Here is a 15,060-nt window from a genome sequence, read left to right as displayed (position 1 = left end):
GCGCCGGGTGAGCGCGCCGCGGTCAGCCGCGCAGGACGGCGTTGCACTCCCGCTGGAGCGCGATGTCCTGCCACATCGGGTGCTGCGGCGCGGCGTTGGAGCACACCACCGCGCCCCACGCCCCGACCCGCGCCGCCTCGTTCACCGCGCGGCGGCAGAACGCCGCCCCCACCGGGCCCTCCTCGAACGTGCCGTGCAGCGGCGTGTAGCCGATCCAGCCCTCGCCGAAGACCAGCGGCACACCCGTCTCCGCTGCCCAGTCGGCGGCGGCGTCGATCCAGGTGACGAGCTTCTGCTCCATCGCCAGCCGGTGCGTCGCGTAGCGCTCGTACAGCCACGCGTCCCACTTGACCGGATCGCACCAGTCGTGGACGTAGATCTCCCGCGGCCCGACCGTGGTGGCCGCCAGCCGCCACCGGTCGCGCTCCGGCGGCACCCAGTCCGCCAGATCGGGCGCGCCGGGGCGCAGCAGTTCCCGGCGGGCCCGGGGCTGGGGGAAGGGCCGGGCGCGGTCGCGGATCGCGAAGGTGTCGATCAGCTCGCCGAGCACCCCGTAGACATACGGATGGAACACGGCGACGTCGATGTCGCGGGGCACTCCGCGCAGCGAACCGACCGGCACCATCGCGTAGTTGACGGTCACCGGACGGTGCGGGTGGCGCTCCCGGAAGCGGGCGAGACCGCGCTCCAGCCGCGGGCGCAGCGCGACGACCCGGTCCTCGCCCCGCAGACCGTCGGTGAGCCGGGTGCCCTGCACCTCGTTGTGCAGCTCGGTGAAGGCGATCCGGTCGTCAAGACCGTGGACGACGAGGAAGTCGATCAGATCGGCCAGCGCGTCCGCGAGCGCCTCGGCGCGCCGCTCGGGCTCGACCGCCATCAGGGCGTCGTACCAGGCGCGGTCCTCGGCGAACGACGGGCTCTGCTGGTACTCCCAGCTGGAGAGGATGACGTAGCAGTCGTGCCGCAGGGCCGCCTCGAACAGCGCCCGCAGATGGGCGCGCCCGTCGATCTCGGCCACCCCGCCCACGTCGTACCAGCGCATCCGCTGCCCGTAGTCGCCGCCCAGCGGGCGCAGCCGCAGCCTGCTGGTGTCGAGCCCCGAGCCGAAGAGCAGATACGGCATCGCGCAGATGCGCACCGTGTTGTAGCCGCGGGCGACGGCGTCCTCGAAGGCGCGGTCCAGATCGGCGAAGGGCTCGCCCGGGCCGGTACGGGTGTACCAGCTGAAGTCCCACAGCGAGATGGTGAGGGTGGCCGGGAGATGGGCGTGCGGCGACTGCGTCACAGGGGGCTCCCCGCGGTCGGCGTGCTCGTCGGTGAGGTCGGTTCATCGTCCGGGCGGGCCCGAGGGGTGTCAAGATGTATTCATAAATAATGCTCAGGGCCGGAGTGCCCGGAACTGTGCCCGTGACCACGTGACTTCCCCCCGAGGAGAACCCCATGGCGTCCTATTCCGGCCGCGGTGTGCACGGCCAGGTGGTCCAGCGGCTGGGCGCCCGCATCGTCGGCGGCCACTGGGCCGAGGGCGACGTCCTGGACGTCCGGGCGCTCGGCGACGAACTGGACGTCAGCCTCACCGTGATGCGGGAATCCCTGAAGGTGCTGGCCGGAAAGGGGCTCATCGACGCCCGCCAGAAGCGCGGCACCTACGTCCGCCCCCGCTCCGCCTGGAACCTGCTGGACGCCGATGTGATCCGCTGGCGCATGGCGGGCGGCGACGGCGAGCGGCTGATGCGCGACCTCACCGATGTGCGCTCCGTCGTGGAGCCCGCCGCCGCCCACCGCGCCGCGCTGCGCCGCTCCGACGCCGACCTGACCGCGCTGGACGCGGCGCTCGCCGCGATGGAACGCGCCCGGGGCGACCTGGCCGCCGAGGCGGACGCCGACGCCGCCTTCCACCGGGCGCTGCTCGCCGCCACCGGCAACGAACTCCTCGCCCGGTTCGATCTGGTCCTGGAGCCCGGGCTGCGCGAGCGCGACCGGCTGGTGCACGCCCACGGGGACGCCGACGACCCCGTGCCCAGCCACCGCCGGGTGCTGGACGCGGTGCGCGACCGGGACGCCCCGCGCGCGGAGCTGGCCATGCTCGATCTGCTCGCCAAGGCGGCCGAGGACGTCGGCGCGGCCGCGTCCCGCCCGCCCGGTGACTGACCGGTCGGCCCCTCAGACCACCCAGCCGTATCCGGGCCGGGGCTTACGCGGCGCCGGTGGCTCCTCGCTCTCGATGTCGTGCTCGGCGGCCCGCAGGAGCTGTTGACCGAGGTCGTTGAGGGCCCGGCCCGCGGCCAGCTCGTCGCCGATCACGGGGATGTTCCGGTCCTCCGGGTTGCGCCGTGCCGTTCCGCGGCCGGTGAGCGCCGCGGCACCGGTGTCCAGCTCGACGCGCGCCTTCGTCCGGCCCTCGTCGTCCTCGAAGAGATAGAGATAAACCTTCCACTCCACTGTGTGCGGCATCGTCTGCTCCGATCACCTCGCTTGCCGGACCCGCGGCGGAGCGGCCGGGGAGTGGTCGGCGGCCGGAGAGCGGTCAGCGACGGTTCCTGCCGGACCACGCGGGTTCCACCACCTTCCACTCTGCCTCCCATTGCGCGTACCGGCGGCGGTCCAGCACCTGCCGGACCCGGGCGCGCCCCGCGAACGCCGCCCCGGCCACCGCGGCCGCGGTCAGCATGCCGGTGAACCAGCCCATCGTCCGCGCGGTCGAGGGGGAGGTGGGCGGCTGGGCGAGATCCCCGTCCGGGCCCACCCAGACCCGTACCTCCGTACCCGCGTCCGCGTCGCCGGGCACCGTGGCCACACCGGCGTGCCGGGCGCCGTCGTCACCGGTCCAGCTGACCTTCGCCATCCTCAGCTCGGTGGCCTCCGACTGGCCCGGCCCGCCGGGAGGGGTCTCGGCGAGCCGCGCGGTGATCTGGTGCCGCGTCGCTTCCTGGTCGTGCACGACACGCATCTGCGACGCGTGCGCGGCGTTCCCCGCGCTGACCGCGGCCATCGGCAGGCCGAGCGCGAGGACCAGCAGGAAGAGCAGGCTGAACCAGGACTGGACCCGGTCCGTCCGCCTGCGCAGCGGGTTGCGCCCCCGGGCCGGACGGCCCAGCAGGGGCGGATGGGGTCCGAAAGCGCCCCGCGGTCCGTGGGTGTTCATGGTCGTAAGGCCTCCAGCAAGTGCTGACGTCGTCGCGTGGCGCCGCCGGGCGTCGGGGGTGCCGCACGGGGCGCCACGCGACGGGCAGTGGGTCAGGTGCGAGGAGCGGGCTGATACGCGCCGGGCACCATCCGGGCGCTGATCGCCGTGCGGTTGTACGCGTTGATGACGACCGCGGCCCAGATCAACGCCGCGACCTGCGGTTCGTCGAACACCTCGCTCGCGGCCCGGTGGACCTCGTCCGGGACGTGGCCGTCCTGGACGTCGGTCACCGCCTCGGCCAGGGCGAGCGCGGCCCGCTCGCGCTCGCTGAAGAACGGGGTCTCCCGCCAGGCGTTCAGGGCGTAGATGCGCTGCTCGGTCTCGCCCCGGGCCCGGGCGTCCTTGGTGTGCATGTCCAGGCAGAACGCGCAGCCGTTGAGCTGGGAGGCGCGGATTCTGACCAGTTCGAGCAGCTCGGGCTCGACCTTCGCCTCCTGCGCCGCCTCGACGGCCGCCGCGTGCAGGGCACCCATCGCGGCGGACACCTTCGGGGCCAGCTTCTTCAGCTCCAGCCGGGCGGTGGTGGCCTGCGGGCCGGGTGCGGTCGCGGTCATCGGTGAACTCCGTTCGTCGGCATGAGGACATCGGCACAGCTGTCGAGCCAGCTCTGCCAGGAAGCGGCGCGCAGGGCCGGTCCCGCGCGCAGCGGACGGCCGAGCCACGCGGTCACGGGCCGGATCCCGTGCAACGCGTTGACCAGCCACACCTCGCGCCCGTCCAGCTCCTGGACGGGACACCGGCGGTGTTCGGTACGGACGCCCAGCTCCGCCGCGCGCTCCTGGATCAGGGCCGAGGTGACGCCCGCCAGCAGCGGCAGGTCCGGCGGCGGCAGGCACAGGACGTCGTCCTCCCACCACAGGACGCTCGCCGTCGTGCCCTCCAGCACCAGGCCCGAGGGGGTGGTGAGCATCAGCTCCTGCGCGCCGCGCTGGGCGGCGCGGTGGCGCAGATGCGCCAGCAGGGACAGATCCGGTCCCTTGCGGCGCGGATGGATGCGCGGGTCGAACTCCTCGGTCAGACAGACGGCCACATGGGCCGTCCGGGGCGGGGCGGGCCGTATCCGTACATAGAGCCGGGCGGGTTCCGGACCGGCCAGCTCGACCCGCGGGAACCAGCGGCCGGTGCGCGGCAGTGCCGCCGCCACGTCCCGCCAGAAGCTCTCGATCCGGGCCGGGGAGTCGCCCGTCGCCTCGGCGCACGCGGCGGCGAACCGCCGGTGGTGGTGGTCCAGCGCCCGTACCCGGCCCTCGTCGACCAGCCAGGAGTCGGCGGCCAGCAGCGCGCTGTCGGGCACCGGGCGGGAGGGCATCAGCCCGCCGTCCTCGCGCCACATCAGCGTCCACTGCTGCTGGTCGGAGCGCCGCTCCCGACCGGTGTCCTGCGCCGTGATCATGTCCGTGTTCACGCCTTCGTTCACCTCCACCGTCAGTACTTCCGCGCCGCATCGGCCATCGGGCCGTTGCGGGGGCCGTACGGGGCGTGCTCAAGCCACGCACCGCACCGGGGGACCACCGGGGCCAGCGTGGCCGCCGCCCGCTGGGTCATCCGCCCCCAGCGGCGCGGCCGCATATGGTCCAGGGCCGCCCCCGCGGCCACGCTGTTGAACAGCGCGGCACGGCGGCGGGTGGAAGCGAACTCGCCGATGGCCACGGGTGCCCTCGACGGGTCGGAGCATGCCACCGATATGGCGTCGGCCGCCGAGACCGCGTCCGCGATCCCGCTGTTCATCCCGCGCGCGCCGAACGGCGGGAACAGATGAGCCGCCTCGCCCGCCAGCAGCACCCGGCCGGTCGGATCGGTGAACGACGCGGCGACCTTGCGCAGGAAGTGGTACCGGGACATCCACAGCACATGGTGCGCGCAGTCCGCGCCCACCAGCCGGGGCAGCCAGCGGCGCACCGCCTGCTCGGTGTCGTACGTACCCGGCGGGTCGTCGGCCCGGCACTGGAGGTCGATCTGGAAGCCGCCGGTGAACGGCACCCGCAGGACGGTGCGGCCGCCGGCGGCGGGGTGCTCGTAGTGGAAGACCCGCTCGGCCGACAACTCCCCGCCCGCCGGATCCGCCACGTCCACCACCACGTGATAGCCCTCGGAACGGGTGCCCTCCAGCGGGATGCCCAGCGCCTCGCGCACCCCGGAGCGGGCCCCGTCGGCGGCGATCACATGACCGGCCGTCCAGCCGTCGCCGTCCGCCGCGGTCACCGTCACCCCGGTGCCGGTGGCCTCGACGCCGGTCACCTCGGCGTCGAAGCGGAAGTCCACGCCCGCCTCCAGGCACGCCTCGTACAGGAACCGCTCGGTGTCCACCTGGCGCAGGCTCGCGAAGGCGGGCAGCTCACTCGTGCCCGAGGAGTCGGGGAAGGTCTGCGCGAACACCTGGCGCCCGCGGTAGAGGGTGCGCCGGGTCCGCCAGGTCGTGCCGTACGCCGCGACGCGCTGCCCGAGCCCGGGGCGGGCCCGCTCCAGCAGCCGCAGCGACTGCCGGTGCACGAACAGCGCGCGGCTGCCGGGCCGCACCCGGTCCTTCGCCCCCGACTCCAGCACGGTGACCGCCAGCCCGCGGGCGCGCAGCGCGAGCGCCGCCGTCATCCCGACCGGCCCCGCGCCCACCACGAGGACCGGGCCTTCGCCCGCCGCCGGGTCAGCCATGGGCCCGGGCGGTGGACAGCGTGGGCAGTTCGCCCTCGGCCAGCAGCCGGCTGATCTCCAGCCGCTTGATCTTCCAGGTGCTCGTGCGGGGCAGGTCCTCGAAGCGGCACTGCACCGGCTCGGCCAGCGGCGGCAGGTCCGAGGTGGCCAGCCGCCAGCGGTCGGCGTCCAGGGGCTCGTCCCCGCGGGTGCACACCACCGGCACCGGCTCCAGGCTGGGCCCGTGAACGATGATCACCTCGCGGAGTTCGGCGACCCGGGACAGCAGCTCGTCCTCGACCTCCAGATTGGAGTCGACCGTGGCGTGCTGGTCGACCTCGCGGTCCAGCAGGTACAGCGCGCCCCAGCGGTCGCGGTACCCCATGTCGCCCATCCGCCACCAGCCGCGGTCCACCTGCTGGGCGTACTGGTCGGCGGCACCGAGATAGGTGAGGATCCGGCCGCGGGTACGGGCCTCGATGGCCCCCGGCTTGCCCGGCGGACACGTCCGGCCCCGCTCGTCCACCACCCGGATCCGGGTGAACCCGGGGATGCCGGTGCCCACCCGCCGCCCCTGCACCCGGTCCGCGCCGCGCCGGGTGTACCAGCCGAAGGCGATCGGCCCGGTCTCGCTCTGCCCGTACAGCTGCACCAGCCGCGGGTCGCGGCGCCGGGACGCGCCGAGCAGCCGCTGCACGGTGCGCGGATGGATGGCGTCGAAGGTGGAGCCGTACGCCCGTACGTTGGCCAGCGGCATCCCGGGCGCCTCGGCCAGGTCCTCCCACAGCACGAAGGTGTTGGGGTGGGTCTCCACGATGCCGGGCCGGTACTTGGCCAGCAGGGGGCCCGCATGGGCCGGGTCGGGGTCCAGGAGCAGCAGCAGCGGGCTGCCGAAGTGCAGCAGCACGCCCAGCAGATGGTAGAAGCGGGAGTGCACGAACGACATGTGCAGCGCGGCGGACTCGCCGCGGGTGGCCCGCCCCAGCGCCTGCTGCGGCACGAGCCGGTTCCACATGGTGTGCGCGCAGTGCACCGCCAGCTTGGGGATGCCGGTGGTGCCGGAGCTGTGCGTGATGAGCGAGGGTTCGCGGGGGTGGAGCCGGATGGGCGCGCGGCGCGGCACCCCGGCGTACTCGGCGAGCGGGACCGCGTGGGCGTGCCCGGGCGCCTCGTCCACCGTGAGCACGCCACGGGCGAGCCCGGTGTCCAGACCGCTCAGGGTGGATTCCAGCGTGGCCCGGTCGGTGATCAGCCAGGGCGCGTGCAGCCGGTCCAGCAGCACCGCGGCCACCCCGCCGTCCAGCGAGGGCGACAGCAGTGCGGGCACCGCGCCGATCCGGGAGACGGCGCAGGCCAGCAGCACGGTGTCGACGTTGTCGCGCTTGTGGATCGCCACGTGCTCGCTCGGCCGCACCCCCGCCGACCACAGCCGGGCGGCCACGTCGTCGACCAGATCCGCCAGATCGGTGTACCCGAGGTCCGTACCGGCGTCCGGTGCCACGTCCAGCGGCCGGTCGAGCGTCACCCGGACCCTGCCGTGGCGTGCCGCGGCCTCCTGGAACATCAGCCCGAGGTAGAACCCGCGCTCGGGGAGTAGCCGCTCCAACATATGCAGTACCTACCGTTCGGAATCGTTCACGAGGGTGCGCGCGGGGGCGGCACGGCGGGCGGGGCGCGGGCCGGTCACCAGGCGCCCGTCCGTACGACGTGGCGCCGCAGCTTGCCGGTCTGCGTCCGGGGCAGGGACGACACCACCCGCACCGTGCGCGGCGCCTTGAACGCGGCGAGCCGCTTCCGGGCCAGCGCGATCAGGTCGTCCGACAGGGCCCGCTCGTCGACCGTCCGGCCCCCGGCCGCGGCCGGCACCACGAAGGCGCGCAGCCGGGTCGAACCGCGGCTGTCGGGGACGGCGGCCACCGCCACCTCCCGTACGGCCGGGTGGTCCCGCAGCACCTCCTCGACCTCCAGCGGGGACACGGTGATCCCGCCGACCATCTCCAGGTCGTCGACCCGGCCCAGGTGCTGGTACGTGCCGTCCGGGTTGCGCCGGGCCCGGTCCCGGGTGGCGAGCCAGCCGTCGTCCGCCGGGCCGGTGGCGGCCACCGTCGGCCCGCGCACCCACAGCTCGCCCTCGACGGCCTCGTCGGGGGCGGCCTCCACCACCCTGCCCTTGCCGTCCCGCAGCTCCAGTTCGAAGCGCGGCACCGGGCGTCCCAGGGTGCCGGGGGCGTTCTCCCAGACGGTGTTCGCGCAGAAGGCGTGGCCCGCCTCGGTGGAGCCGATCTGCTCCAGCACCGGGGCGCCCAGCATCTCGGCGACCCGCCTCCCCAGGCCCCGGGGCAGGCTCTCGCCCGCGCTGACCGCGGCGCGCACCGAGGCGAAGCAGGGGGTGTGGCCGGTGCCGCGCTCGTCCACCAGGGCGGCGTACGCGGACGGCACCGAGTACAGCAGGGTCACCCGGTGCCGGGCCACCAGGTCGTCGGTGAGGCCGGGGCCGGGACGCTGCGCGCTCAGCACCGCGGACGACCCGGAGAACAGCGGGAAGACGAAGGCGTTCCCGAACCCGTAGGCGTAGAACAGCTTGGACACCGAGAACGTCACGTCGTCCGGGCCGATGTCCAGCACGTCCCGGCCCACCAGGTCGTAGTACGCGGCCACATGGCCGTGGGTGTGGGTCACCGCCTTCGGGCGGCCGGTGGTCCCCGAGGTGTACTGGACGTAGAGCGGGGCGTCGGCCGTCACCGGCTCGGCCTCCCGCGCCGCCTCCGCGGCGTCGACGGCGTCCGGGTTCGTCAGCGCCGACAGCTGGTCCGCGCCGAGCCAGCGCGCGGTGTCGAAGTGGCCCTCGAGGTCGGGCCCCGAGACACACAGCGCGGCCTGCGAGTCCTCCGTCATGAAGCGGTGGTCGTCGGCGGTGAGCCCGGGGTTGACCAGCACCGCCGTCGCCCCCAGCCGGGCCACGCCCAGGAACGTGGCCACCCACATGATGCCGTCGGGCAGTGCCATGAGCACCCGGTCCCCGGCACCCACCCCGTGCCCCGCCAGCACGGTGGCGGCGCGCGCGGCACGGTCGTGGACCTCGCCGTGGGTCCAGATCCGGTGCGCCTCCAGGAAGGCGGGCCGGGCCGACCAGCCGCACCGGTCGGCGAGCGCCGCCAGATGCGCGGCCACGTTGGCGGACACCGACGGGACGAAGACCGACGGGCCGGATAACGCGAGCCCGGAGCGGGCGAGGACCGGGTCGACGAGGGCGGAATCCGAGAGACCGGAGAGTTCCGAGAGATCCGTGAGAGCGGTCACCGTTCCAGCTCCTTCGCGGGGGAGTCCGGCAGCGACGGGGCCGCTGCCACCAGCAGGTCGTCCAGCTCACCGGCGGGCCGCCGTGCCGAGGCGTCGTAGGCGCGCATCGTCGCCGCGGTCTTCAGCAGCATCTCCTCGTACTCCTCGGCCGGATCGGAGTCGAGGATGATCGCGCCGCCCGCGCCGATGTGCATCCGGCCGCCGGTGAACACCGCGGTGCGGATCACGATGCTGAGGTCGGCCGCGCCGTTGCAGCTGAGGAAGCCGAGGGCGCCCGAGTACACGCCGCGGGCCTCGGTCTCCAGCGCGTCGATGATCTCCATGGTGCGCAGCTTGGGGGCGCCGGTCATCGAGCCGCCGGGGAAGCAGGCCCGTACGCAGTCCACGGTGCTGGTGTCCTGGCGCAGCCGGCCGCGCACGGTGGACACCAACTGGTGCACGGTGGCGTACGACTCGGTGTTCATCAGCCGCGGGACGTACACGCTGCCCGGCTTGCACACCCGCCCCAGGTCGTTGCGGAGCAGGTCCACGATCATCAGGTTCTCGGCCCGGGGCTTGGCGCTGGTGGCGAGGGCGGCCAGCGCCCGCGCGTCCTTGTCGGGGTCGCCGGAGCGCGGCGCCGTGCCCTTGATCGGCTTGGCCTCGGCGATGCCGTCCGGGGTGACGCGCAGGAAGCGCTCGGGCGAGGCGCACGCCACGTCGGTGTCGCCGAACCGCAGATAGGCGGCGTACGGGGCCGGGTTGCAGCGGCGCAGCGTCCGGTAGAAGGTGTACGAGTCGCTGGGGGCGGGCAGCCACGCGGAGTTGGTGAGGCAGACCTCGTAACTCACCCCGGCCCGCAGCTCGCGCAGGCTCGCCTCGATCGAGGCCAGGTACTTCTCCCGGTCCCGGACCAGCCACGGTTCGACGGCGGCGGTGGTGGTGAGCGGGGGCGGCGGGGGCAGTGGGTCGTTCTGCGCGGGCACTCCGCTGAGCACGGTCACGGTCGCGTCCAGCCACTCCTTGGCGTCGCGGTGGCCGTCGGGGGTGTCCTCGCTGAGGCAGCAGATGTAGGTGACGCCCTCCTGGTGGTCGACCGCGACGAAGCGGTCGGCGAACAGCCAGCAGGCGTCCGGGGTGGCGGCCTCGTGGCGGCCGGGGGCGCCGCAGTCGGCCTTCATCTCGTAGCCGAAATAGCCCACGTAGCCGCCGGTGAAGTCGAAGGGCAGGTCCGGGGCGTGGACCTTCCTGGCGGCCAGCTCCCCCTTGAGGTAGTCGAAGACGCTGCCTTCGTAGGTGGTGGCGGGCTGCCCGGGCCGCTCGATCTCGCACACCTTGGTGGCGGTGTCGTACGACACGAACTCGGCCAGCGGCCCCTGCCCGTCGCCGAGGAAGGAGAAGCGCGCCTCGCCGGACTGGGTCCGCGAGCTGTCCAGCCAGAAGGCGCGCGGCGCGTCCGCGTACAGCCGGGTGAAGGCCGCCTCGGTGTCGGTCGCGTCGGCCAGCCAGCGGGCGTGCAGCCGGTAGGCGCGGGCCTTCGCGCCGCCCGCGGCCGGGGCCCTCGCCGCCACCGGCTTCTTCGGGCGCGGGGCGCGGGGCTTGCGGGGTTCGCCGGGGGCGGCGGTGGACGTCACGGATTCGCCGTTGGCGTGCTCGATCGTCAGATCGCGGAAGTTGCTGAACATCCGGTGGCCGTATCCGGTGAGCACCGACTCCGGGTGGAACTGCACACCCCACAGCGGGCGGGCCCGGTGGCGCAGCGCCATCAGCACGCCGTCCTCGGACCAGGCTATGCCCTGGAGCCCGAGCGGCAGCGGCTCGGCCACGCACAGCGAGTGGTAGCGGACGGCGGTGAAGTCCTGGGGGAGGCCGCGGAAGATGCCCTTCCCGCCGTGCTTGATCCGGGAGAGGTGACCGTGCCGCGGCTCGGGGGCGGGCACCACCCGCGCCTGGGCGCCGAGCGCGATGCCCTGGAGGCCCAGGCACACGCCCAGCACCGGGATCGTGGCCCGCTCGATGAGCCGGGCGGCACCGGCGAAGTCACGGGCGTCGGCCGGATGTCCGGAGCCGGGGGAGACCACGATGTTGTCGAACTCGGAGAGGTCGATGTCCGCGCATTCGGGCGCGTCGTTGAGAAGCACCTCCGGTTCCTCACCGTTGACCTCGGTGAGCAGATGGAAGAGGTTGTACGTGTACGAGTCGTAATTATCGACGAGGAGCGTCCTCAGCGATTCCATCCGGATTTGCCTCCTTGCTTCGGGCCGTCCACCGCCATGCGCCTGTGACGTCCTCGGATCGACTGAAGCGGCGGGTAGAGCCACTTCTTGAGGACCCGCTGTAGGCGTGGCATGACGAGCCAGGTCACCATCGCGGTCACGCCAAGACACAGAGCCAGGGTCCGCAGCAGGAAATTGGTGCCCTCGAGGAACGGGATCACCAGCACGTTGAACACGAGGACCGGAGGGAACACGGCGCCCAGGTTCACCAGCCAGAGTTTCCATTTGGGGGGCGGCGGCAGCGGCCGCACCGGACCCTTCAACCAGTTCTGTAGCCCTGAGGTGCGCTGCGTTCCCTTTTCTTGTACGAAGGGTCCGGCCCGAGTCGCCAACCGGGCGCGCTCGAGCGAGGATTCCCATTCCTGTGCGGATACTTCCCTGTCGAATCGGTAGATGACATGCCACTCCGAGGACGCCTGACCGGAGCCCATGACGCCGCCCCCGAGGTATCCCGGAAGGCTTGCCGCGGCATTGAGCATCTCAATCGCCCAGGCGTAGAACTCGGTTTCGCGGCCGGGGTCCACCCGGTATGCGGCCGTCACCGTGACCGGCTCCTTGTCCACTCCAGCCGCAACTCCTTCCCGCACCCTGCACGCTCGCCTTCTCAACCATGCTGACCTGCAAGGACTCATGCTCTCCGCCAGGTCTTCCCAGCGAGTTGACAGGAAGTGTTCCACATCGGGAGATCCGCAACAGTCGAATGCTCAACAACGTACATAAAAACCCGATAAGAGGGCCGTGACCTGCGCGTTATCTACGGTTCGGAGGCTTGTTCCGGCCCCCGAAAAAGATTCTCGGAGGCACGTTGAACATGACGAAGCGCCGGGCCGTATGGAACGTAATGCGGCCCGGCGCTCAAAGTCGCCGTCGGGTCTGTTTGGGGCTGTGCGGGGCCCGCTTCGGTCAGCCGAGAACCTTCTCCAGTGACGCCAGCGACGCCTCGAGTTCCTCGCGGGTGATGGTCAGCGGCGGGGCCAGCCGGATCGTCGAACCGTGGGTGTCCTTGACCAGGACGCCCTCGCGCATGAGCCGTTCGCCGATCTCGCGCCCGGTCCCCAGCGCGGGGTCCACGTCGACCCCCGCCCACAGGCCGCGGCAGCGGTGCCCGGCCACGCCCCGGCCGTGCAGCGCGCTCAGCCCGGCGTCCAGCACCCGGCCCAACTCGGCGGCGCGGCGCTGGAATTCCCCGGTGCTCAGCAGGTCCACCACGGCCGAGCCGACGGCCGCGGCCAGCGGGTTGCCGCCGAAGGTGGAGCCGTGCTCACCGGGGCGCAGCACGCCCATCACCGCGCGGTCGGCGACCACGGCGGAGACCGGCACGATGCCGCCGCCCAGCGCCTTGCCGAGCAGCAGCACATCCGGCCGGACCGACTCGTGGTCGACCGCGAGGGTGGTGCCGGTGCGGCCCAGACCGGACTGGATCTCGTCGGCGATGAACAGCGCCCCGGCCCGCCGGGTGAGGTCGCGCACCCCGCGCAGATAGCCGTCGTCCGGGATCAACACCCCCGCCTCGCCCTGGATGGGCTCGATCAGCACGGCGGCCGTGGTCTCGTCGACCGCCGCCTCCAGCGCGGCGAGGTCGTTGTACGGCACGACGCGGAAGCCCGGGGCGAACGGGCCGAACCCCTCGCGGGCCACGGGGTCGCTGGAGAAGCCCACGATCGTCGTCGTACGGCCGTGGAAGTTGCCGTCGGCCACCACGATCGTCGCCTGGTCCGGGGCGACGCCCTTGACCTCGTACGCCCATTTGCGGGCCAGCTTGATGCCGCTCTCCACCGCCTCGGCGCCGGTGTTCATCGGCAGGACCATCTCCAGGCCGGTGAGCCGCGCGAGGCCCTCGGCGAATCCGGCGAGCCGGTCGTTGTGGAAGGCGCGCGAGGTGAGGGTGAGCTGATCGAGCTGGCGGTGGGCGGCCTCGACGAGCGCCGGGTGGCGGTGGCCGAAGTTGAGGGCCGAGTAGCCGGCCAGCATGTCGAGGTAGCGGCGGCCCTCGACGTCCCACACCCAGACGCCCTCGGCGCGGGACACGACCACGGGCAGCGGGTGGTAGTTGTGGGCGAGCGAGGAGTCCTCGGCGCGGATCAGCTCCTCCGAGGAGCGTGCGGGGCGGGCGCCGGTGTCCTGGGCGGTGCGTGCGGGTGCGGTCATCAGCGGATCTCCTGAGTGCAGCACTTGATGCCCCCGCCGGCCTTGTGCAGCTCGGACAGGTCGACGGGGACGGGGACGTAACCGCGGTCGGTGAGCTGGTCGATGAGGCCGGTCGCGCGCGGGGCGACGAACACATGGCGGCCGTCGGAGACGGAGTTGAGCCCGAAGGCCATGGCGTCGTCCCGGGTGGCGATCAGTGCCTCCGGGAAGAGGCGCTCCAGGACCTCACGGCTGCCGGGGGAGAACGCCCCCGGGTAGTAGGCGATGTTCTCGTCGTCGAGCGTGAACAGGGCGGTGTCCAGGTGGTAGAAGTACGGGTCCACCAGGAGCAGGCTGATCACCGGCACCCCGAAGAACTCCTGCACCTCCTGGTGGGCGGCGCGCGTCGTACGGAACCCCGTACCGGCCAGGACGAACCGCCCCGCGGGCACGAGGTCGCCCTCGCCCTCGCACACCGCCTCCGGCGGGTGGACCTCGAATCCGGCCGCCTTGAACCAGGAGGTGTAGGCGAGCTGCTCCGGCCGCCGCTGGGGCGCGTGGAACCGGGAGCCGAAGACCCGGCCCTCCAGGACCAGGGCGGAATTCGCCGCGAACACCATGTCCGGCAGGCCCGGCACCGGCTCGACGGTCTCCACATGGTGGCCGTGGTCGCGGTAGGTGCGGATCAGCGTCTCCCACTGGGCCTGGGCGAGCGCGGTGTCGACCACGGTGTCCTCGCGCATCCAGGGATTGATGGCGTACCGGACGTCGAAGAATCTGGGGGGACAGGTCAGATAGCGCCGGGGGCGCGGCACACGGGTCTGGGGCACGGAGCAGTCCTCTCGCTTCCGCGGGCCGGGGAATGATTCAACGGTAGAAAGCGGGCGAGAGGGGACACAAGAAAGGAAAATTGCGCATTGGTGCAGTGATGTTGCGTCTCTCCCGGGTTCAGCGATCGTTCATTGCGTCCAGTGCCCCCGGCGGTGCGGAGGGGCTGGCACCGGCCTCGGCGCTGCCCGCGATCAGATGCGACAGCACCATGTAGCTGATCGTCTTCCGGATGAAGGGCTCGGTCCGGATGCGCTCCAGCACCTCCTCGAAGTGCTCCACATCCCTGGCCATGACGTGCAGCAGGGCATCGGCGCCCCCGGTCACCGTCATGGCGGCGGTGATCTCCGGGTAGCTGCGCACCACCTCGGCCAGCCGCCGCGGCGGGGCCGCGCTGTCGCAGTAGACCTCCACGTACGCCTCGGTCCGCCAGCCCAGGGTGGCCGGGCGCACGGTCGTGGTGAAGCCGGTGATCACGTCGTTCTCCCGCATCCGGTCGACCCGCCGCTTGACCGCGGACGCCGACAGCCCGATCGCGGCGCCGATCTCCGCGAAGCTCGCCCTGGCGTTCGCCACCAGAGCCGCGACGATCTTGCGGTCCAGGTCGTCGAACGGTGCGGACTGGTTCGCCATGGGGGGTCCTTTCGGCGGCCGGTGATGAACAGTCGAAATGACGTACCGATGAGATGCCCGCAAACCGCCGTGTTTCCCGGCGGTTTCCCCGGTTTTCAGGAA

14 protein-coding genes are annotated in these 15,060 nt (G+C 72.7%); 1 reads left to right on the top strand and 13 read right to left on the bottom strand.

All coding sequences use genetic code 11. The annotated features are described in order from the left end of the window. Positions 1-22: 22 nt before the first annotated feature. Positions 23-1,285, bottom strand: a complete 1,263-nt coding sequence (locus LCH29_RS24300; RefSeq protein ID WP_446463850.1) for a cellulase-like family protein — start codon at positions 1,283-1,285, stop codon at positions 23-25. A 155-nt stretch (positions 1,286-1,440) separates the two neighbouring features. On the opposite strand from LCH29_RS24300, the gene LCH29_RS24295 reads away from it, so the two are divergent. After that, positions 1,441-2,151 (top strand): FadR/GntR family transcriptional regulator, encoded by a 711-nt coding sequence (locus LCH29_RS24295; protein ID WP_446463849.1) that lies wholly within the window; start codon positions 1,441-1,443, stop codon positions 2,149-2,151. 12 nt (positions 2,152-2,163) lie between these two features. Here the strand turns inward: LCH29_RS24295 and LCH29_RS24290 are convergent, their stop codons facing one another. From LCH29_RS24290 to LCH29_RS24235, 12 genes are all read right to left on the bottom strand, one after another. Further along, positions 2,164-2,454, bottom strand: coding sequence for a DUF1876 domain-containing protein (locus LCH29_RS24290; protein WP_446463848.1), 291 nt, complete (start codon positions 2,452-2,454; stop codon positions 2,164-2,166). 73 nt (positions 2,455-2,527) lie between these two features. Next, complete coding sequence (locus LCH29_RS24285; protein ID WP_446463847.1) at positions 2,528-3,145, bottom strand: Rv1733c family protein; 618 nt, start codon at positions 3,143-3,145, stop codon at positions 2,528-2,530. A 92-nt stretch (positions 3,146-3,237) separates the two neighbouring features. After that, the gene (locus tag LCH29_RS24280) at positions 3,238-3,741 is read right to left on the bottom strand and encodes a carboxymuconolactone decarboxylase family protein (RefSeq protein WP_446463846.1); all 504 of its coding nucleotides are present in this window, start codon (positions 3,739-3,741) and stop codon (positions 3,238-3,240) included. Continuing rightward, complete coding sequence (locus LCH29_RS24275) at positions 3,738-4,580, bottom strand: aminotransferase class IV (protein ID WP_446463914.1); 843 nt, start codon at positions 4,578-4,580, stop codon at positions 3,738-3,740. Before LCH29_RS24275 ends, LCH29_RS24280 begins: the two co-directional genes overlap by 4 nt. Before the next feature lie 32 nt (positions 4,581-4,612). Beyond that, positions 4,613-5,836 (bottom strand): FAD-dependent oxidoreductase, encoded by a 1,224-nt coding sequence (locus LCH29_RS24270; protein WP_446463845.1) that lies wholly within the window; start codon positions 5,834-5,836, stop codon positions 4,613-4,615. After that, entirely contained in the window at positions 5,829-7,424 is a 1,596-nt protein-coding gene (locus tag LCH29_RS24265; RefSeq protein WP_446463844.1) for a class I adenylate-forming enzyme family protein, read from the bottom strand. Before LCH29_RS24265 ends, LCH29_RS24270 begins: the two co-directional genes overlap by 8 nt. Positions 7,425-7,498: 74 nt before the next feature. Further along, positions 7,499-8,998, bottom strand: a complete 1,500-nt coding sequence (locus LCH29_RS24260) for an AMP-binding protein (RefSeq protein ID WP_446463913.1) — start codon at positions 8,996-8,998, stop codon at positions 7,499-7,501. A 113-nt stretch (positions 8,999-9,111) separates the two neighbouring features. Further along, positions 9,112-11,331 (bottom strand): aminodeoxychorismate synthase component I, encoded by a 2,220-nt coding sequence (gene pabB, locus LCH29_RS24255; protein WP_446463843.1) that lies wholly within the window; start codon positions 11,329-11,331, stop codon positions 9,112-9,114. Beyond that, the gene (locus LCH29_RS24250) at positions 11,319-11,933 is read right to left on the bottom strand and encodes a hypothetical protein (protein ID WP_446463842.1); all 615 of its coding nucleotides are present in this window, start codon (positions 11,931-11,933) and stop codon (positions 11,319-11,321) included. The genes pabB and LCH29_RS24250 overlap by 13 nt, the downstream gene beginning before the upstream one ends. Positions 11,934-12,273: 340 nt before the next feature. Beyond that, positions 12,274-13,518, bottom strand: coding sequence for an ornithine--oxo-acid transaminase (gene rocD / locus LCH29_RS24245; RefSeq protein WP_446463841.1), 1,245 nt, complete (start codon positions 13,516-13,518; stop codon positions 12,274-12,276). After that, positions 13,518-14,327 carry a dimethylargininase gene (gene ddaH, locus LCH29_RS24240; RefSeq protein WP_446463840.1) on the bottom strand — a complete coding sequence of 270 codons (810 nt, stop codon included), beginning with the start codon at positions 14,325-14,327 and terminating at the stop codon, positions 13,518-13,520. The genes rocD and ddaH overlap by 1 nt, the downstream gene beginning before the upstream one ends. Positions 14,328-14,445: 118 nt before the next feature. Then, on the bottom strand, positions 14,446-14,958 hold the full coding sequence (locus tag LCH29_RS24235; protein WP_446463839.1) for an Lrp/AsnC family transcriptional regulator: 513 nt from the start codon (positions 14,956-14,958) through the stop codon (positions 14,446-14,448). Positions 14,959-15,060: the final 102 nt, after the last annotated feature.

It is taken from the genome of Streptomyces sp. BRA346 (genome assembly GCF_052851135.1).
Note: the sequence above shows the minus strand (reverse complement) of the source record. Positions and strands in the feature narration are given on the sequence as shown.